The organism is uncultured Serinicoccus sp., assembly GCF_947500995.1.
In the GTDB taxonomy this organism is placed as follows: domain Bacteria; phylum Actinomycetota; class Actinomycetes; order Actinomycetales; family Dermatophilaceae; genus Ornithinicoccus.
Map to the genome: position 1 here is coordinate 41,438 of NZ_CANMUA010000005.1, position 18,482 is coordinate 59,919.

An 18,482-nucleotide genomic window follows, 5' to 3' on the forward strand; every position below is an offset into this window, starting at 1 on the left:
CGCGGCCTCACCCCTGCCTCGAGCGGTAGGTGTCGATCGGGGACGACATGGTCGCCTCCAGGGTGCGGTTGCCAGGGATACCGGGGAACGCCAGGTCGGACATGTCGACCTGGCACGACACGGTCGCGGTGACCAGCCCTGGTGTGCCGGGGTCCTGCGCGAAGGCGCTGGTGTCCACCGACACCGACCGGGTGAGACAGCTCACGTCCTGGTTGGCCAACGACGCCGACGCTGCCCCGGTCGCAGAACCGGACGCCTCCCCGGCTGAGCGGGCGATCGAGGCGGCCCGGGCTGCCTCGGCGGCCGCGGCCTGGACGGACTGCTGGGCCAGTGCGTACCGGCCGGCGAAGAAGATGGCCAGGACGAAGAACAGCAGGACCGGGCCCAGGATCACCAGCTCCACGGACACCGATCCCCTGTCGGACCCGGCCCTGCGCGCGCGGATCATCCGGTGATCCTCTCGGTCGGGAAGCTGGCCGATTGGGCGACCGACGGGTTCAGGAAAGGCACGAGGCTCTGAGCCTGGCCGGTGACGGTCACTGTCGCGGTCGTGGCCGACCGTGATCCGGTGACGGCGGGGTCGAGCATCACGCCGCTACCGGCGTCGGCGATGAACGAGGTGGCTGCGGAGATCCCGGCACCTGCCGAGGAGCTCTCCGCGGCGGCGACGCGGGCACCCTCGGTGGCCGCGCCCAGGGCGACCGCGCGGGCGTGGAACCACAGGCCGCCCTGCACCATCGCGAACAGCAGCAGGAACACCAGCGGAAGCAGGACGACGACCTCCACCGAGCTCGAACCACGGTCCCGGGGCGTGGCACGCAGAACACGCGCCACGCCCCGGTGCCGCAGGCCGAGTCGGTGGGTCATCAGCTCAGGCCACCCAGCTTGCCGGTGGCCCAGGCGGTCAGCAGGCCGACGATGACGGTGGCCAGGGCGAACAGGCCCAGGGCGATGACGACGGTCTCCACCGAGATCGACCCCCGCTCACCGCGGGCGATGATCTCCTGACGCAGGCGCTGCGGGTAGGCCGCGACCTGGGCGCTGAGCTTGAGAGTGCACTTCTTCATGGGTTCTCCCCTTCGTGATGGTGCGGATGGTTCTCGAGTTCGTTGGGTGGGTGTCCTGGCGGCGGGTTCTCGTTGGGCTCGTGTCGGTCAGCTCCCCACCATGCGCAGGAGCTGGGGGGTGATGAGGATGAGCAGGAAGATCATTCCGAGCAGGGTCATCGGCAGGGTCATGCGTTCGCTGACCTCGTTGGCGCGGGTCTTCTGCGCGGACAGGATCGCCGAGCGCATGCTGGCTGCCCGGGCCTTCAGCTGGGGGTAGACCCGTCCACCGTCCTCACCGGCCAGGCGCATGATGTCGGCCAGCTCGTGCAGGTCTGGCATGTCGATCTCGTTGCCCAGGTGCCGCAGCGCGTCCCAGGGGGTGACCCCGGACCAGCGGGTGCGTGCCAGCTCCTCCCGCATCCGGCGGAACACCCAGGAGTCCCCGACCGCGGCCGCGGCCTCCATCGACTGCCGCGGGCCTGACCCGGAGGCCATCTCCAGGGCGACCAGGTCGACGAACGCGCCCAGGGAACGGGCGAACTCGACCCGGGCGTCGCGGGCGTCGCTGGCCACGTTGTAGGTCGGGACGAACCACAGCACCACGGTCAGCACGAGGGTGGCCAGGACCGGGACGTACACCGGGATGGAGAAGGAGAACATGACCGCGGCGGACAGGACGGGGCCGGCGACCAGGCCGATGAAGGCGTACAGGATCTTCTCGCCGTAGAACCGCGCTGGGGTCATCCCCAGCACGGCCAGGTCGGCCGGTGCCACCTTGCCCCACAGGCTGGCCGGCAGGTGCCGGGCACCCCAGGCACCGAGCACATCGCGCACGTCGCGGTCCGCACCGGCCCCCTTGACCTGGGGTTGGGCCAGGGCCGCGCTCTGGGCCTCCCGGGCACCGGCCGGGGAGAGCCGGGCCAGCGCCTGCCCCAGGTCGGGGTGGGACGGGACCAGCTGGAACAGCAGCAGGGCCAGCCCGGCCCCGACGAGCCCGCCGGCGGCCAGCAGCAGCTGCAGGACGCTCATGCCGCACGCTCCCGCACGGAGGTGCCGATGAAGCGCGGCATCGGCTTGCCGCGGGCCATCGTGCGCAGCCAGATCAGCATCCCGACGTACAGGGCCAGGAAGGTGCCCAGCAGCACCTGCCCGACCGGGGTCCCGTAGGGAGCGATGTAGCTCCCGGACAGGGACAGGAAGACCAGCACCGACAGGGTGATGCCGGTGATCAGGCGCGCGTTGCTGCGCGGCTTGGCCCGGTCGGACTCGATCTCGCGCCGGGCGCGCACGTCCTCACCCACGGACTGCGCCAGCGCACCCAGCACGGTGGCCAGGCCGCCGCCGCGGCGGCGGGCCCCCAGGGACAGGTTGGCGGCGACCAGGTCCCCGGTCGGGTCGTCCAGGTCGTCGGCGAAGGCCCGCAGCGCGTCCTCGGTGGCCCACCGTGCCCGAAGCCGGCCTGCCAGGCGGGTCACCTCCGGTTTGATCGGCTCCGGGGTGGAGCGCAGGGACCGCAGCAGCGCCTGCTCCAGCCCGACCCCTGCCCCCAGGGTGCCCGCCACGGTGCGCACCCACTCCTCCATCGCCTCCAACCGTTGCACCTCCCGCTGCGCAGGGGGCGCGGCCAGCAACACCGGGATCCCGGTCAGGGCCAGCGGGGCGACGGCCAGGGCGATCACCCACCCGGTCAGCACCGCGACCAGAGCGCCGATGCCCAGGCCGATGCCTGCCAGCATCCGGGTGTGTGGGCTCAGCCGGGGACGCCGGGTGCTGGCCCGGCGTGGCCGGGCCGGCGGGACCGGCCGTCGCAGCAGCCCAGCGACGATGGAGAGCAGGCCACCGGCGACCAGGGCGCCGGCGACAGCGACGAGCAGGGTGTTCATGCCCCGGTCCCTTCCTGTGCGTCGGTGAACCCGGCCAGGTCGAAACCGAACCGGGCCAGGTCGCGGTAGTCGTCGGGCAGGACGTGCGGACGGGCGGTCGCCGACCCGGGGTCGGTCTTGAACACGTGCGTGACCGCGTACCCGGTCTGCTCCTCCCCCAGCGCGACGGCGATGATCTCCGAGACGAACCGGGACACCTGCGCGGTTCCGTCGTCGGCCGGCAGGGTCTCCTTGGTGACGTGGACGACGACGTCGACACCGGAGGCGACCGCACGCAGGGCGAACTCATGGGTCGCGTGCTGCCCCGACTCCATGACGCAGGTCACCAGCTTCTCCACCGCCCCGACCGCGTGGGCCGCGTGCGTGGTGGAGATCGACCCCGACCCCGACTGCATGGCCTTGAGCATCGCCGCTGCCTCCGGTCCGCGGACCTCACCGACGATCTGCCGGTTCAGGTTCATCCGGAAGCTGCCGTGCAGCGCCTGGTCCAGCGTGTACTCCCCCGCCCGTGACCCGTCCGGGCCGACCTCACCCGAACCGGGCCGGGCCTCCCAGGCGAACACGTACGGGTGCCGTTCGGGCATCTGGTGCAGGTGCAGCTCGTGCTCGGTCTCGAAGGTGCCGATGACCTCATACCGGGGGATCTCGTTGCACAACGCCCGCACCATCGTGGTCTTGCCCGCGCCCTGGGCGCCGGAGACCACGACCGAACGGCCCGAGCGGACCACCGCGGCCAGGAACGAGGCCGCGACCGGGGTCAGCGCCCCCAGGTCGACCAGGTCCTCCAGGGACACCTGGGTCAACCGGTGCCGACGGACCACCACCTGCGGCCGCGGCGTCACCCACGCCTGCGCCGCCAGACGGGCACCACCGTCGAGGCGCAGGTGCAGCTCGGGATGGGACGGGGAGAACGGGCGGGCGTTCACCTCCGAGCGGGAGGCCACGAAAGCCAGGAAGTCCACCAGCTCCTGGTCGGAGTCGGCCACCGGTGCCGCCATGACCTGCCGGCCCCCGGTGAGCTCCACGGTGACCTGGTCGTGACCGAAGATCATGATGTTCTCCACCTGCGGGTCATCGACCAACGGCTGCAGGCGTCCCAGCCCGAACACCGCGTCGAAGACGGCCCTGGCCAGGGCGTGCTGCTCCTCGGTGTCCCAGGCATCCTCCCCGGCCCGGAGCCGCTCGGTGCCCTCCTGTCCCAGCAGCTCGGTGATGATCGCCCAACCCCGCTCCTGCTGGGCCTCCCGGTCGTCCTCACCGGTGGGGGAACCTTCCTGGGACAGGCGGTCGGCGGCCTGCTGCCGCAGGCTGGCCACCAGCTCCCAGGCCAGCCCGCCCCGAGACCAGCCGTGCCGGCCCGACCGACCCGCGTCCCTGGTCTGCAGCGGCACCACGTTGTCGCCCCGAACCTGCTCTGGTTGGGAGGCACCACGTGCGCAGGGGTGACCGGCATGCTCGCCCGTGCCCTGGGTCAGGGTGAATCCCCCGCGTCGACGGCCACGGGACGACCCGGGGGCAGTCTCCGTGGTGGGCGGGGTGGTGAACAGCGGCAGCCCGGTCGGGTCGGAGCTGGCCGTCCCCTCGGGCTGGACGGCGTAGTTCTCGATGCTCACGAGGGCACCTCACTCAGATCGCGGGTGTTGCTCGCGATCCGTTTCCGGGCGGCGTCGTCCAGGTGCCGCAGGCTGGCCACGAGCTTGCTCGAGCCCAGCCGGCGCACCTGCGCCCCGGCGGAGAACGCGGCCGCAGCCTTCGGGTCCCAGTCCACGGATGCCAGGACCGGGGACCGCCCGCCGCACACCTGGGTCAGGACCTTGCCGACCTCGGCCTCGCTGTAAGGCCGACCGGGGCCGACGATCACCACGCCCAGCGACGTCGACCCACCGACCTCCTCGAGCTCGGTGTGCAGGGTGGCCAGCCACGACCGCAGTGCGGACAACGACACCAGGTCGGCCCGGCACACCACCAGGGCCAGGTCCGCCCCGTACAGCAACGGCGTGGGCGACCCGGCCAGACCCAGACGCCCCACGTCGACGAGCACGTCCTGCCCCGTGCCCTCCAACGCCTTCAGCGCCGCCAGCAACGGCTCCCACAGGCCGACCAGCCCCCGCGCCTGGGCGTGCGACCGGGTACCCGGCAGAAGCCCCACCTGAGAGTCGGGCAGAGACATGGTCAGCGACGGCAGCGCCGCCCGCAGCCGGCCCTGCTGCTGGGCCGCCCACAGCTCCAGCAGCACGTCCGGGGGCACCATCTGCCCGCGCAGGTACCCGGCCAACATGGACGCACCGCCGGTGGGGTCGGCATCCACCAGCACGGTGGGCCGTCCCCGGGACAGCGCCCACCCCAGGGCGGTCGTCGTCACCCCCGGAGAACCGGAGGCCGACGTCAGCGTGATGACCGCCACCTCAGTTCCCCTCCCGGCTGTCCAGCACCAGCGCGGCCCGCCCCGCCGAGGCCCACTGCGCGATCCGTGCCGCGTCCTGCTCCGGGACCAGGACCGAGACCACCGTCTGCGGCGACTCCACCGAAGCAGTCACGCCGACCACCTCAGCCCCGAACACGGTGTCCGCGGACTCGAACGCCGCCGGGTCCCCGGCCTGACCGGGGGTGGCCACCACCCGCACACGGTCCCCCACCATCAACGGTTCCCCAGGCATCAGCCCGGACGTCAGCGCCAGACCCACCACCGACTCACCAGCCCCGGGGACGACCTGCTCGGCGGCCGCATCCGGGGTCAGCAGCGCACCGGCGGACAGGTCGCGGGCGGCACGCTGGCCGACGAAGGAGTCCAGGTCGCCGGCCGGCACCAGCGACAGGGCCGGGTCCGGGGTCACCTGGACCGTCATCAGGTCCGCCGCGGTGATCGTCTCCCCCCGCATCACCGTCTCCCGCACCGCCACCGCACTCGTGGCATCGGTGTTGGACAGGTAGACCCACACCGCCAGCAGGGCCCCCATCACCACCAGACCCAGACCCGCCAGAGCCAGCAAGGGCCGGCGGCGCAGCTTCGGCGGCGCCGCCACCGCGGTCGGCTCGGCTGTGGGTGGTGCGGTGTGGGGCGGCAAGGACCCGCCGGTGCCGCCCTGACCGTCGGCCTGGTCGAACTTCTTCGCCATGTGCGTCTCTCCCCGATCTTGCTGGTCGGCGCGGTGCTTGCACTGTCCCGCACCCGAACCGATGACGTTGCCTGCGCTACTGGCTCAGCACCTGGGCCTCCCCCATCACGATCTGCCCCTCCTGGACCAGGTCCATCTCGATGGTTCCCGACCGACCCAGGCCGGCCCAGGTGATGACCCAGTACGAGGTCGCCGAGACCGGGTAGTGCCCCTGTGCCTCGTACCGGTGGCCGCAGTCCGGGCTATCCATGTCACCGAACCGGTCCTCGTACGGGGTGCCCGGGGTCGTGCAGACCACCGTCGTCCCGTCCCCCATGTCCCACTCGATCCGCTCCACCTCAGCTGTCGCGGTCACCGACCACGGCCCGCTGGTCGCGGTCCGGGTGATCGGCCCCCACGTCGACCCGCCCAGGTCCTGCACCCACATCCACGTCGGCAACCCCACCAGCCCGACCCGGCCCGGCCCCTGCTCGGGAACGATCCCGATCTGGATCGCCCGCAGCCCCATCGACTCCACCGCCGCCCGGGCCAGCTCCTCCGGGTCCGGAGGCGCACCCCACGGCGGGGACGGTGCCCACCGAGGGATCGTGTCCGCAGGGAACGGGTCGGTCAGGGTCACCCCGCGGGAGCACCAGAAGATCGCCCCGTCAGTCCGCCCGCTCCACGCCGGATCGCTCCAGGGCGGCTGCGGGTCCGCGTACTTCGTCCAGCACGCCCAGTCATAGGACCAGTACCAGTCGTGCACGATGCACGGGACCACACGATCCACCAGCGGGTCCGCGCACACCGGCTCCTCACCACCGCTGCCATCGCCAGGATCCCCAGGGACGTCTCTCGGCGGGGCCGGGTAGTCCGGCGGCGGCGGCGGAACGTAGATGATGCACTGACCGGAACGCTCGTCGAACTCTCGGCACTCAGGGTCGGCCTGTGCGGGCCCATCGGCCCGAACGGTAAGGGTTGCCCCCATCACCAGAACGAGGACGGTCCACAATATGCCTAGCCGTCGCATGGCTCGTTCCGATTCGTGTCCTCAACGACGTACCAGCCCAACTGGGCCGAGTCGTCACGCTCCAGCACGAAGTCCTTGAGCGTCCGGTCCAGCCGGCTCTCCGGGACGATGGAGTCACCGTTCTCATCCATCACCTCGACATCAGACACGTCCGCGCAGGCGGTTACGTTCGCGATGTCCGCATCCACCGACGTGTCAAGCACCTCCAGGTCAGTCAACCCTGTGGATGTCGTGCCTTGAGCTTCCGATGCCATCACCTGCGTCACCCACTTCTCCCGTGCGGTGTCCCGGGAGAACGGGTAGATCGCCTCCACGGACGCGTCACCGTTGAAAGCGTCGTCAAGAGCGCGCGTATAGAGCTGCAGCGTCTCCTCGATGTCGGCCGCGTCCTGATCCTCTGCCGACAGCTCCGGCGACGCGCTAGCAGTCTCCGCGTCATCAACCGGCGCTTCGGTCGTCGCGACAGGTTCCGCGGTGGTTGGCGCCGCTGTGCTGGGCGCCGGCGTGGCGCTGCCATCGCCGGGGGCATCGGAACAGCCAGTGAGGGTCAGCATCCCCACTGCGACCAGGCTCGCCAGTCTCACCCGGGTGCTCGACATGTCTTGGCTTCCTTCCATGTCTACCAAAGCGGCCAATCTGCGGTCTGGGTCTCACGCCCCGACAAGTTGGCACATTACCGCTAGTCCCTGGCGGCCAACCGTCGTTTTCCAGAACCTGTGGATAACGTGAAGCAAACTGACCGGTGACCCCCTCAAGACCTTGGGCGATCTCGAGCCTAGAGGCCGGACCCAGCCCCGCTGAGGGTTCTTACCAAACCTTTACCCGAGTCCGCCCGAAACGGCGCCTGCTCAGATCAGGGCCGCTCGCCCGTAGCACCGCGAGCCCTCATCAACGCCGCTTCGACCTGTGCGGGAGCGACGTCTAGAGCACGGGCTAGCGCGCGAACGACATCCGCGCCTGGCACTCTGACGAAGTCCCCGCTCTCCCACCGTCGCAACGTCGACGGTGACGTGCTGGCGGCACTGGCGAGTTCTCTGAGAGTCATCCCTCGGACGACACGCAACTCTTGCAGCGTTCGGCCCTCTGTGCCATCGACCGCAAGAAGCTCGATCGGATCAACGCCCAGCACCTTTGCGACTTGAAACAGCGTGCTAGGACGAGGCGTTGCGACGCCTCGTTCCCAAGCCGAGATGGCAGCAGCACCCTGCACTCCGACCTTCAGCGAGAGCGCATGCTGCGACATGCCCTTACCGAGCCGCAGTTCTCGTAGGCGACCCGTATCCATACGTGGGCGGGCGTACGGGAAGTGATTGGTCTCGCTCAAGTCACCCACACGTCGAATATAGATGCGTGCCCACCGGCTCTTGGGGATCCTTCAGTGTCCGCGGAACAGCGAGCAGGCGGCGGCGCTACCTCCTACCTACCTCCAGGCAGCGCTAGAGATCCAGCGCGCCGGTCTTGCAGCGACACACGAAGGTTGCGCCCCCCATGTGCCCGTCCAGAAGTCTGTTACCCGCGGAAGCTACTCGGCGCGTACGATCAAACGTCATTCCCCCACACGTAGGAGTTGCTGTGGCACAGAAGGTGCGAACGATCCTTGTCTCAGACCTCACCGGCAAGGAGCTGGGCGAGGACGGCCAGACCGTCAAGTTCGGCTTCCTCGGAGCCGAGTACGAGATCGACCTCTCGCAGGAAGAGGCAGACGAGTTCGACGCCGTCTTGCAGAAGTACACGGACGCCGCTCGACGTGTCGGTGGCCGTCGCCAGACGGCTAGCAGCCGTGCCAACGCTCCCACAGACCGTGAGCAGTTGAGGAAGATCCGCGCGTGGGCGAACGAGAACGGCTACAAGGTGTCGAGCCGCGGCCGCATCCCCCAGGAGATCCAGGACGCCTACCACGCTTCCAACTGATTTCGAGGACAACAACCCCGGTGGAAGGAGACCGCCAGGCAGGAATTTTGCCCCAGGGGACTACTGGCACGAGTGCCCCGGTGGCAACCAGTCCAGGGATCGAGAATTCGCCATGTCACCCGCAGCGCGGCAATACAGGGAGACCCCGAGACGGCGGATCTCGGCCTCGTAGTTGTCCTTTATCGAGCGGCGGGCGTCACACGCCAAGGTTGGTCCAGGTCTGAGTGGTCAACCATGACCACCAGCGCAGGGTTGACGTGGTAAACCTCCATCCAAGGTCCGTGGCTGAGAACGTCGCCCTCGAGTCGTGCGTGGGCCCCGACATAGACGACCCCCTCGGGTATGTGGTTTGTAAAGGTCCGGTCCGTCTGAATCTTCACCACCGCCTGATCCACCTCCGCCTCGCACGCCAACCCGGTTACCTGGTCGGTCAGGATCCACAATCGAGGTTGGGTGGTGCCCCTAATCCACAGGGAAGCGAGTTCGGCGCGGGACGCGTTCGGAGATCGAGGAGCGACCTCATCCCGGACTAGACGATCGTGCGTCTCGATCCATGCCGAGGATGTCATTGACCACGGCACCTCCTTGTGGTCGTGCCACAGATCCTTAAGCCACGGCAAGCGGTCTATGCGAGCTTCCAACCGCTCACGGTAAAAGAGAGAAGCTGTGCGTGGGAATTTTTTGAGTCGCTGCCCTGAGCACAATCGGTTTCCGACCCAGGAGATCAGCTCATTGAGGGCGCCCTGTGCCGTGACGCACTCGTCGAAGCTGGGCTCGTAGCCAGCGTGTGCGACCCGGTTACGCAACCCATACACGTCGCGGTACCACCGCCGGGGAGCCTCCTCGCCTGTGTCCATCGACCAGCTCCCACCAACCTGCTCGGGCAGTTCTCGCCTCACCCGGGCGAGCAGGGATTCGGGCCAGTCCCGTGCGCTATTCTCCGGCGTCCACCCCCGCTCCCAGCGCATCGTCAGGATGAGCCGGCTGAGGAACACCTCAGACGCGGCGCCCAGCATCACCGCGCATTCGCGCAGGGTTCCGTCGATGTGCAGCGCCACGTCGGCTTGGTTGTACAAGTCGATGTATGGGATCGCATGGAGGCCCACCTCTGGCGCATCGAGCATGAGCCGGCGACGCTCGGGCGGGAGTGGCGCCATGGGCGCCAGCCGCTCCAAACGGCTGTTAGTGAGGAAGACTCCACCCGTGGTAGCACCGGGCTCGAGTGCGTTCATGTTTCGCACGCCGTACACCGTGACTGGAGGGAGCTGTTGCCGGGAAAGGAGCTTTGTGGGGCGACGGGTAATGGCGGCGTACGACCGCTGCAAATGTCTGACGCTTTCGAGCGCCGCGTCGAATGCGTCGCTCACCAGTTCGGGCGGCGGGTCCTGTAGATCCGGTAGCTCCGCAACACGCAGACCCTCATCCACCGCTTTCCGCGCAAGCAGGGTGATCAAGGGGATCGCAACTTCAACCACGACGGTGGCGGTCTCAAGTATCGGCGGCGTCTTTGGTGGATCGCCCGCGTGGGGGAACCCTCGGTGGAAGGCATGCATCATCGGTGTCAACTGGACAGCCGTAGCCGCGTCGCTCGGCACCTCGTGGCACAGCAGTGAGGAGGTCACCACCGCATCGGGATATTGCTCCGGCTCCCGATCCGTGCCCGTCAATCGACTGATCGCGTCGAGCAGACTCGGGTGTGGTCGCTCGTGGAGGCGGACCGGCTGGTCCGGGGGCCACCCGAAACCGGTCTCGAGAGGGAAGAAGAACACGACCACCCGTTCCCCCTCCGGCAGCAGCAACAGTGGGCCTGGTCGAGCGTCACCGCTCGAAGAACTGAGCAATTCGGCGAAGTCGTCACCCTCTGTCATGACGCCACGGTACGAGGCAGAGACGTCAGGCGGGCCCGAGTGTCGGGGTGCGTGTCGGTCGCCCCAGCGGAGGGGCGCAACGGCTCACCGGGACGCAAGGAGAACCTGACTGAAGGCCTGAGCGTCCGGCACTCAGGAGATAATGCGACCGGGAAAGCCGCCGCGCAGTGCGGCAGATGAGTGCGAGAGTGCACGGTCGCTCGTGTTCTTGAACTTTCCCCCGCTGCCGCGTTCGGGTCGGCCGGCAGTCAGTCACGCTTCTTCAATTCTGCAGTGATGCCCTCGACCGCCCGCGTCAGTTTGTGTAGCGTTCCCGCCGGGCGATCCTGCGACTCGCGAAAGTCTGCCAGGTTGATCGCATATTCGAGAGTCGGGATGGGGCCGAACGGCCCGTCTGCTTCGATGGTCACCGAGTGGACCTGCGCCGTTTCCGACTCTAGAAGGTTTGCGGACGCTCCCAAGACCCAGGCGAGATTGTGCCCGGGCGCAAGCGACGACATCCCCGTCTGCATTCGTTGCAGCGCTGTCCCGGTCAGACTGTCGACCCGGTCTTCGAACGGCAAAGGTGGGTCGAAGACGACGCGGACGTTCTCTGCGACCGTGGGGCCGGAGTTTCCAACCATGAGTTGCAGCCAGTGGCCTTGGGTGTCGTCAGCCCGTACATCAGCCCACACGTACGGCTGAGCGGCCGCAATGTTGCTCTCGCGCTGTCCCACAACCTGGGCTTCAGCCGCATCAGCCGATCGTTTGGCTTGTCTGACGCTAGCTTTGGCGAACCAGGCTGAGACGAGTGCCACTAGAGCTGCGAGGCCGGAGATGGTGAGGTCAACGTCCATGGCCCCATTGTCGGTTGGACGTCTGACATCCTCCTCGGCTCGGCAGTCGTCGCCCGGGAAGGAGTTGTGACGGGCGTTATGCAGCGCAGCGCGGGTGCCCGGACTACCGAGCACGAACTACTGGAACGCTCCGTCGACCACCAGGTCATCGAAGCGGGCGACCTGCGGCAGGAGCGGACGGTCAGTCAGTCTTCGGCAAGCGAGGCTGCGACGCGGTCGAGCTCGTCCCTGGTGGCGCGAGTGCCCGGCAGCTCGATCTTTACAGCGTCATTGCTATGCCGTGGAACAACGTGCATGTGGACGTGCGAGATATCCTGCTCGGCCTCTGCACCGTCGGAAAGGTGCAGATTCACCGCCGGTGCGTGCTTCGCCTTAACCCTCCGGGCCATCAATTGCGTCATGCCCCATAGGGCGGTGCCCTCGTCAGGATTGAGGTCAGCCAACGAGCGAACGTGTCGGCGGGGCACGATGAGCACGTGTCCGGGGGCGACGGGGTATGCGTCCATGAAAGCCACGGTCAACTCGTCGCGAGCGGCGACGCTCGCCTCTCCACGGTCGGCCGAGATCTCGCAGAAGGAGCATGCAGTCGGGGCATTCTCAGACATGGACGCACTCTACGAGCGGCGGCCGATGGTCGCGAAGCATGCGGCAGATGAGGGCGGCCGCTGTCCGCCGGGTGACCTCCCCTGGCTATCTTGAATCGCTGTCCGGACCCCAGGGGCCTCGGACAGGGTGCTTACGGGCGGTAGGCCAACAGCTGAACGATCTCGTCGTGGAGTCGGGTGTCCGTCTTGTCCAGTCCGTCTACTACTTCCTGCAGAGTCACGATGGACTGCCGCACTTCCCTATTGGCGGCGCGGGTTAGGAACAATCGCGAATAGTCGGCAACGGCGGGATCGACCCTCTGTCTCCAAGCGGGATCGCTCTCATTGGCGAACCAAGCCGAGGGGCCGAACTTGAGCTGCAGCCTCGCTTCACCGATGTCTTCTCCGACGTCGTCAATGTCGAAGTTGACCGTCCACTGGTAGATCCCCGCATAAGTGGCGCTCACCTTCCGCACAAAGTCGTTGCCGAACGTTGCGTTCAGCTGCGGCCTCAACGCTTGTGCGCCGAACCCCTTCAGTCGGCTCTTGATCTGTTGCAGCAGCAGACGGCCCTCGTCGAAACGTCGCCTGGCCTGCTCTGCTAAGTCACTGGCGAACTGTTCAGCGGCAACCTCGACCTGCTTCTGCTGGTAGCGCCGAGCCTCTCCCGTTTCGCACATCGCAACAACGAAGCCCAGCACGTCTTCGTCCACCATGCGGCCCCTCTCCTCTACGAACTTCCGGTACATCTGCTCGACGAATGAGTAGGCCTCAGGATTCTTTCGCTGGTAGACGAGGTCTCGCCCGGTGAGCTCGCGGAGGCGTCCGATCAGCTTGGCGTAGGTGAGGACGGGGGCGTTCTCCCACCCCAGCGTTTGCAGCGAACGGTTCTCGTCTCGGCACAGGAGGACTACCACGCCTCTACGGCTGTCGCGCCGGCTGTACTGCTGGTAACGGCTGTGATCGTGACCGTGACCATCGGAGGTGAAGTAGTTCTCGACGACGACCACCGCTTCCTTGCTCTCCAGGACCAGGTCGGCGATGTCTTCGGCGTCAGCGCCGACAGCGGTGTTCACCTCCTGTCGGACCCAGTACCCACCGTGCAGCAGCGGCTCTTGGTCGACGAGCAGCGTGTTCAGCTCGTCGATAAAGAGGCGCACGAACAGGTCACCCAGGTTGTGGGACCCCTCTTCTTCCAGAAGCCACCTGAAGACGTTCGAGATCTGCTTCTCGTGCAGACCGTGGTGCATGACATCGAAGACGTTGAACCCCGCGTCCAAGGGATTTCCCAGTACAGGCAGCAGCCCTGTTACAAGGCTCTTCGCATTTAAGCGGGGCGGGGCTGTTCATGCTGCTGACCTGTGCCCTCGGGTGAGGGTGATGTGGGCCAGTATGCGTCGTCGGTAGTTGGTCATGTTGCGGTACCCGCAGCCGACTCTCTTGGTGTCCTTGATGATCCGGTTGAAGCCCTCGGTGCGGGCGTTCGTGACGTCCTCGGTGAGCGCGGTGAGGATGGCCGGCCACCAGGTCTGGACCGTCGTGGCCAGACGGGTGGTCTCGGCCATGTGGGAGTCGGAAGCGGCGTTGTAGAAGTCGAACAGCCGGGCCCGGATGACGGGCGGGTCGCTGGCGTCCAGGAGCAGCCTGAGGCGTTCCTTGACGGCGTGCGCGGCGCCGATCTCGTTGGTGGTGTCCTCGGCCGCCAGGGTGGTCTGCAGGCGCGCGACCTGCTTGTTCGAGAGGTGTTCGTACCCGGTGAGCAGCAGCTGCCGGTGGGCCCAGGTCGCCTCGGCGGTGGTGCCTCGCCGGCCCAGACGTTCCCGGGTGACGCGTTGGCGGACCTCGGTGACCATCTGGTTGGCCAGTGCCACCAGGTGCCACTTGTCGACCGCGACCCGCGCGTGCGGTAGCGCGGCCCGCACACCGGAGGCGTACGGGGCCGAAGGGTCGATGACGACCAGCTCGATGCCCTCGCGGAACGCCTGGGACTGCTCACCGAGCCAGTCGATAACGCAGGCCCCGGACCTGCCCGGGACCAGCCCCAGCAACGCGCCCGGGGCGCTGGTGTCGGCGTTGACGAAGGAGGTCATCCACGGGTTGGACCTTCTCCACCCGGCCTCTTCCAGCACCCACCGCACGGACCTGGCGCGGGTCTCATCGATGCCCAGCACCCGGGTCGGCTCCGGTTCGGGGAACCATGCGGTCGCCGCGGCGATCAGCGCCTGGTGCGCGGTGTGCCAGGACACGCCGTGCTCGGCGGCGACGTCGGACACCGCCCGGTTCGACCGGGCGATCGCTGCAGCGAGCTCGGCGCGCAACCGGACGCTGAGCCTGGCTCGGGCCGGGACCTGGGTGGACTGCTGGGTGAACGTCACCCGCTGGCACCCTGTCTGCTGACAGACCAGGCGCCGCTTACGCCACCACAGATCCAGGATCTGACCGCTGACCTTCAGGTCCTTCACCGCGATGATCGGACGGTCCTTGACCCTGCTCGTCAGGACCCCGCACCCCGGGCAGGCACCCTCGCTCACCCTGACCTCGATGAGCGCCTTCACCCGCCCCGGGTCGATCCGCTCGACCAGCAGGACGGTGAACTCGTCCTCCAGACCCAGAAGTACTGCCGTACCGTCGTCCATGCTCGTGGCCTCGTCGCTGTCGGTGGTGAGAGACCAACAGCATGTCGGGGCCACGAGCCCGATCACCTACCGGGCGCCCCGCTCAACTACGAAGAGCCTGTTACAAGATCGTGAGTCACCAGCGGTTCCTCCGGCTCCAGCTTCCTGAGGTAGAACGTACCGTGCCCAAGCACCAACGCGCCCGGGAACCCACGGGGCCGGCGAGCGGCTCGAGGCATGGTCGGACGCTACGCGGCCACAGCGGCAATGTCGGACGCGCCGAAGGCTAGCGTCCTCCTGGCGGCAGACATCCCAGGTTCTGGTTCTGTCAAGCGGCGGTGTTGAGGTGCTGCTGCCAGGCAGTGTTCTCGTCGTAGAAGGTCCGGTCGCGGAGGCAGCCGTGGAGGATGCCGACCCAGCGGTTGGCCAGTTGTCGTAGCGCGGCTTGGTGGCCGACGCCTCGTCCTCGGAGGGCCTTGTAGTAGGCGCGTGCACCGGCGGAGCCGCGCATCGAGCAGAACGCCCACTGCTGCAAGGCGTCACCGAGGCGCCGGTTGCGGGCGTACCGAGCCAGCACCACCCGTCTAGTTCCTGATGCTCTGGTGATCGGGGCGGTGCCGGCGTAGGCCTTGCGGCCCTTGGCGTCGGCGTAACGGTGGGGGTCATCGCCGAACTCGCCAAGGATCCGGGCGCTAAGGATCACACCGAGGCCGGGAAGGCTGGTGTAGATGTCAGCGTCCCGGTGCCGGCCAAAATGCTCGGCCACCACCTGCCCCAGCCGCTCGATCTGGGCGTTCAGCACCGTGATGAGCGCGACCTCGGAACTCACGATCGCGGCGTAGGCGTCCTGGATCGGGCCCGGTTGCCGCAGCTCAGGTGCGGTCAGGACCTGGCGGATCTTCTCGGCACGGGCGGTGACGTCGCGCCGGTTCGCTCTGGTCAGCGCGCGGACGATCTTGGCGCGGGACAGCCTCGAGGCGGCATCCGGGTCGGGTGCCTGGGCCAGCAGTGCGAGGGTGTCCGGCTCGTCCAGGTCGCCGAACGCGGCCAGGGCGGCGGGGAAGAAGTCCCGCAGCGCCGCGCGGAGGCGCAGCACGTGGCGGGTCCGGTCCCAGATCATCGACTGGTGCGCCCGGGCGGTCACCTTGACCGACTCCCCGGTCGGACTGTCGCCGGCGACCTGGCGGTGGTGTGACCGGTCCAGGCGGACGATCTCGGCCAGCAGGTGCGCGTCCGCGGTGTCCGACTTCGCCCCGGAGGTGGAGTGCCGCTCCCGGTAGCGGGCGACCGACTTCGGGTTCAGCGCGTACACGGTGTACCCGGCCGCGACCAGTGCCCCGACCCAGGGGCCGCGGTCGGTCTCGATGCCGACCATCACCTGCGCGGCCGCCTCGGCCGGGTCCAGGTCCGCCCATTCCTGCGGTGCGTGCTCCGCGAGCAGGGCGTGCAGCCGGGTGATCCCGCCCAGCCCCTCGGGTAGGCGTCTTCGCGCCAGGATTCGTCCCTGGTCGTCGACGAGCTCGACGTCGTGGTGGTCCTCGGCCCAGTCATCACCTACGAACAACATCGCCTTCTCCTCCTTCGCCTCGTTGCGATCCGTTGCAGCAGCGTGGAGGAGGACTTCCGGCGATCTAATGGTCAAGTGCTCACCCGAACGATCTGGGGGCACGTCATCCCAGCAGCGGTCACGCCTCCTCACGACCCGCGGGCGCACGGTCTGCCGCAAGACCTCAACGATCAGATGAGTGGAGTGCTGACCCGCCGGCCGCTACCGGAACCGAGCCTGCCAGAGGATCGGCAGAACCCATTAGATGAGTGTGTCTAGCAGGACTGCGCCGCGCAGACCCCAGGCGAGGGTCAATCGGCGCCGGGTGCGCTCGGGAAGGAGAGATCACCCGGTGCGGGGGGTTTTTCCGCATCCCAGACTCGGGCATAGGCCCCTGCGACGCGGGGCCAAACCGTTGTCAGGCCGTCGTCGACGGATCTGATCTCCTCGGCCAACTTGCCCATCACAACGAACTCGTGCGGGATGACGCGACCGGCTGCGTCTCGGCGTCCCAACGGATCGGGAAAACGCAGTCCGACCAGCCCGGCGTCACGGCACCATGTCGTCGGCTCGTTTACAGCGTGCGCAAAGATACGTTCGTACGTCGGCAGTGGGTCCGACAGTCCTCCGTTGAGGAGAAATCTGAACCCCCAGGAACGGCCGCGGGTGGCCCAGACGAGGTTCTCGGGTCGTTCTTGGACATGGCTCACTTAAGACTCCTGATCAGGAGCCTGTCCTTGACGCCTGCGTCCAGGTCGAGCTTGAACTGCGTCAGTGAGGCAGTCAGGTGGTCGTGGTCCGCTCTGGCCCGGGCGTTCATCTCTTGGAGTTGGCTTTGACTCATCTTGACGGCCTGCACCAGCATGGGGATCGCGGCCTTGCGCGCAAGGGGACCGACGACGGGGATCTTGGCCATCAACTTCTCGAGGACCGGGCCCCCACCAACCAGGACCGCGGCCAAGGTATCGGCGCCGTCGGCCAAGGTGTCCACAACCTTTCTAGGAATTTCCATTCGCTCACCCCACTGAACGCGACGCTCAAGGGGAAGCAGCGAGGCCACCGGCAGGATGAGGTCTAGGCCCACCCGTTGCGTGACATCGATCTTTCCCGTGCCCTCGGGTGCTGCAGAGGACAGTTCGAACTTCGCCGAGGAGAGCAGCATGAAGTCTTCGCCGACCGACAGAGCTTCGGGAGTGTCCACCAGGTCCTGCAGCGTCTCACGTAGACCGTCCACATGCTCAGCCGCCTTGGCGACGACGAGGTCGCGGAAGGAGTAGACGTCCCAGTCTGGGAACAGATCAGCCTTGGAGAGTGCCAGGATCCAGATGCGCGGAAATTCGACTAGCCTTTCTTGATCTGCTAGTAGGTCCTCCTTGAGCCGCAGCAGGCCTTGGCGGAAGTTTGTCATCAGTGACTTGAGGTATCGCTCTTCCTCACCGGCGTAGTCGAGCAATTTCTGCCCGTCTACGAGGAACAGCGCTACATCTGAACGCAGCAAGGATCTGAAGGTATCGACTCGCCGTGTCGCCTCCTCCTCACTGCTTGGCGATTCTTCGAACCATTCCCCCGGGTAGTCGTGCCATGCCAGCCGTAGGGCATCGAAGGGACGGGTTTTCGCCGCGGCGTTATCGCCGCCCTTGAGCTTGACGGAGAAGTGATAGGTCGTAGCGTCGAACCGAGTCGGCAGTGGAGCTGTCGCGTGGTCCCTCATGCCGAGGAAGTTCTGGTAGAGCCGGTTCCCCTGTCCTGTGTCGTCAGCGACAAGGTTCCACAGGTCGTTCGAGTAGGACCCCTCCTGTGTGGGGCCGAAGAAGGAGGAGACCAGCACCGTTTTCCCCGAGCCGCTCGCGCCGAAGACGGCGATGTGCTGCTCTCGGACCCGAGGATATCTAGCCATGACGCGAAACTACCTCACTTATGGGCCTGCCTTGCGCCTGTGGCGGCGGGCGCCCTCGGAGCAGCGAGGAACCGGGAGCCCCTTCGACGAACGTGTGTCGTTCGCCTGGGTGAGCGCAGCAGGGCAGACCTACGCCTCCGGTGTAGCGTCGCGGGAGATGGCTGGGCA

Annotated in this window: 19 protein-coding genes; 1 reads left to right on the plus strand and 18 read right to left on the minus strand. The window is 67.6% G+C overall.

Features of this window, described 5'->3' with window-relative positions; all coding sequences use genetic code 11:
* Positions 1–7 precede the first annotated feature (7 nt).
* The 11 genes from Q0967_RS08770 to Q0967_RS17425 form a co-directional block, all read right to left on the minus strand.
* On the minus strand, positions 8–448 hold the full coding sequence (locus tag Q0967_RS08770; protein ID WP_299449620.1) for a TadE/TadG family type IV pilus assembly protein: 441 nt from the start codon (positions 446–448) through the stop codon (positions 8–10).
* Entirely contained in the window at positions 445–786 is a 342-nt protein-coding gene (locus tag Q0967_RS08775) for a TadE/TadG family type IV pilus assembly protein (RefSeq protein ID WP_299449621.1), read from the minus strand. Before Q0967_RS08775 ends, Q0967_RS08770 begins: the two co-directional genes overlap by 4 nt.
* Positions 787–866: 80 nt before the next feature.
* Positions 867–1,067 (minus strand): hypothetical protein, encoded by a 201-nt coding sequence (locus Q0967_RS08780; RefSeq protein WP_299449622.1) that lies wholly within the window; start codon positions 1,065–1,067, stop codon positions 867–869.
* Positions 1,068–1,154: 87 nt separating this feature from the next.
* On the minus strand, positions 1,155–2,078 hold the full coding sequence (locus Q0967_RS08785; protein WP_299449623.1) for a type II secretion system F family protein: 924 nt from the start codon (positions 2,076–2,078) through the stop codon (positions 1,155–1,157).
* A complete protein-coding gene (locus tag Q0967_RS08790; RefSeq protein ID WP_299449624.1) occupies positions 2,075–2,932 on the minus strand; it encodes a type II secretion system F family protein in 858 nt (285 codons plus the stop codon). Before Q0967_RS08790 ends, Q0967_RS08785 begins: the two co-directional genes overlap by 4 nt.
* A complete protein-coding gene (locus Q0967_RS08795) occupies positions 2,929–4,545 on the minus strand; it encodes a CpaF family protein (protein ID WP_299449625.1) in 1,617 nt (538 codons plus the stop codon). The genes Q0967_RS08790 and Q0967_RS08795 overlap by 4 nt, the downstream gene beginning before the upstream one ends.
* Positions 4,542–5,336 carry a hypothetical protein gene (locus Q0967_RS08800; RefSeq protein WP_299449626.1) on the minus strand — a complete coding sequence of 265 codons (795 nt, stop codon included), beginning with the start codon at positions 5,334–5,336 and terminating at the stop codon, positions 4,542–4,544. Before Q0967_RS08800 ends, Q0967_RS08795 begins: the two co-directional genes overlap by 4 nt.
* Before the next feature lies 1 nt (position 5,337).
* Entirely contained in the window at positions 5,338–6,048 is a 711-nt protein-coding gene (locus Q0967_RS08805; protein WP_299449627.1) for an SAF domain-containing protein, read from the minus strand.
* 76 nt (positions 6,049–6,124) lie between these two features.
* Positions 6,125–6,817 carry a hypothetical protein gene (locus tag Q0967_RS08810; protein ID WP_299449629.1) on the minus strand — a complete coding sequence of 231 codons (693 nt, stop codon included), beginning with the start codon at positions 6,815–6,817 and terminating at the stop codon, positions 6,125–6,127.
* A gap of 227 nt (positions 6,818–7,044) precedes the next feature.
* Positions 7,045–7,656 (minus strand): hypothetical protein, encoded by a 612-nt coding sequence (locus Q0967_RS08815; protein WP_299449631.1) that lies wholly within the window; start codon positions 7,654–7,656, stop codon positions 7,045–7,047.
* Between the two features lie 254 nt (positions 7,657–7,910).
* Positions 7,911–8,342 (minus strand): helix-turn-helix domain-containing protein, encoded by a 432-nt coding sequence (locus tag Q0967_RS17425; protein WP_367181618.1) that lies wholly within the window; start codon positions 8,340–8,342, stop codon positions 7,911–7,913.
* Between the two features lie 287 nt (positions 8,343–8,629).
* On the opposite strand from Q0967_RS17425, the gene Q0967_RS08820 reads away from it, so the two are divergent.
* Complete coding sequence (locus Q0967_RS08820; protein ID WP_299449632.1) at positions 8,630–8,968, plus strand: Lsr2 family protein; 339 nt, start codon at positions 8,630–8,632, stop codon at positions 8,966–8,968.
* Between the two features lie 179 nt (positions 8,969–9,147).
* Here Q0967_RS08820 and Q0967_RS08825 read toward each other — a convergent pair whose 3' ends face one another.
* The 7 genes from Q0967_RS08825 to Q0967_RS08855 all read right to left on the minus strand — a co-directional run bounded on the left by Q0967_RS08825 (position 9,148) and on the right by Q0967_RS08855 (position 18,314).
* Positions 9,148–10,836, minus strand: a complete 1,689-nt coding sequence (locus Q0967_RS08825) for a hypothetical protein (protein ID WP_299449634.1) — start codon at positions 10,834–10,836, stop codon at positions 9,148–9,150.
* 248 nt (positions 10,837–11,084) lie between these two features.
* Positions 11,085–11,672, minus strand: coding sequence for a hypothetical protein (locus Q0967_RS08830; protein ID WP_299449636.1), 588 nt, complete (start codon positions 11,670–11,672; stop codon positions 11,085–11,087).
* A 185-nt stretch (positions 11,673–11,857) separates the two neighbouring features.
* Entirely contained in the window at positions 11,858–12,277 is a 420-nt protein-coding gene (locus Q0967_RS08835) for an HIT family protein (RefSeq protein WP_299449638.1), read from the minus strand.
* A 131-nt stretch (positions 12,278–12,408) separates the two neighbouring features.
* Positions 12,409–13,536, minus strand: a complete 1,128-nt coding sequence (locus tag Q0967_RS08840; RefSeq protein ID WP_299449640.1) for a PD-(D/E)XK nuclease family protein — start codon at positions 13,534–13,536, stop codon at positions 12,409–12,411.
* Positions 13,537–13,602: 66 nt separating this feature from the next.
* The gene (locus tag Q0967_RS08845; protein WP_299449642.1) at positions 13,603–14,892 is read right to left on the minus strand and encodes an ISL3 family transposase; all 1,290 of its coding nucleotides are present in this window, start codon (positions 14,890–14,892) and stop codon (positions 13,603–13,605) included.
* 307 nt (positions 14,893–15,199) lie between these two features.
* Positions 15,200–16,438 (minus strand): IS110 family transposase, encoded by a 1,239-nt coding sequence (locus Q0967_RS08850; RefSeq protein ID WP_299449644.1) that lies wholly within the window; start codon positions 16,436–16,438, stop codon positions 15,200–15,202.
* Between the two features lie 685 nt (positions 16,439–17,123).
* Positions 17,124–18,314 (minus strand): TRAFAC clade GTPase domain-containing protein, encoded by a 1,191-nt coding sequence (locus tag Q0967_RS08855; protein WP_299449646.1) that lies wholly within the window; start codon positions 18,312–18,314, stop codon positions 17,124–17,126.
* Between the last annotated feature and the right edge of the window lie 168 nt (positions 18,315–18,482).

Coding starts and splice junctions, on each gene's coding strand:
- Q0967_RS17425 (WP_367181618.1), bottom strand. CDS start 8,342: ATGGATACGGGTCGCCTACGAGAACTGCGGCTCGGTAAGGGCATGTCG.
- Q0967_RS08830 (WP_299449636.1), bottom strand. CDS start 11,672: ATGGACGTTGACCTCACCATCTCCGGCCTCGCAGCTCTAGTGGCACTC.
- Q0967_RS08780 (WP_299449622.1), bottom strand. CDS start 1,067: ATGAAGAAGTGCACTCTCAAGCTCAGCGCCCAGGTCGCGGCCTACCCG.
- Q0967_RS08785 (WP_299449623.1), bottom strand. CDS start 2,078: ATGAGCGTCCTGCAGCTGCTGCTGGCCGCCGGCGGGCTCGTCGGGGCC.
- Q0967_RS08845 (WP_299449642.1), bottom strand. CDS start 14,892: ATGGACGACGGTACGGCAGTACTTCTGGGTCTGGAGGACGAGTTCACC.
- Q0967_RS08815 (WP_299449631.1), bottom strand. CDS start 7,656: ATGTCGAGCACCCGGGTGAGACTGGCGAGCCTGGTCGCAGTGGGGATG.
- Q0967_RS08770 (WP_299449620.1), bottom strand. CDS start 448: ATGATCCGCGCGCGCAGGGCCGGGTCCGACAGGGGATCGGTGTCCGTG.
- Q0967_RS08855 (WP_299449646.1), bottom strand. CDS start 18,314: ATGGCTAGATATCCTCGGGTCCGAGAGCAGCACATCGCCGTCTTCGGC.
- Q0967_RS08825 (WP_299449634.1), bottom strand. CDS start 10,836: ATGACAGAGGGTGACGACTTCGCCGAATTGCTCAGTTCTTCGAGCGGT.
- Q0967_RS08850 (WP_299449644.1), bottom strand. CDS start 16,438: ATGTTGTTCGTAGGTGATGACTGGGCCGAGGACCACCACGACGTCGAG.
- Q0967_RS08805 (WP_299449627.1), bottom strand. CDS start 6,048: ATGGCGAAGAAGTTCGACCAGGCCGACGGTCAGGGCGGCACCGGCGGG.
- Q0967_RS08790 (WP_299449624.1), bottom strand. CDS start 2,932: ATGAACACCCTGCTCGTCGCTGTCGCCGGCGCCCTGGTCGCCGGTGGC.
- Q0967_RS08835 (WP_299449638.1), bottom strand. CDS start 12,277: ATGTCTGAGAATGCCCCGACTGCATGCTCCTTCTGCGAGATCTCGGCC.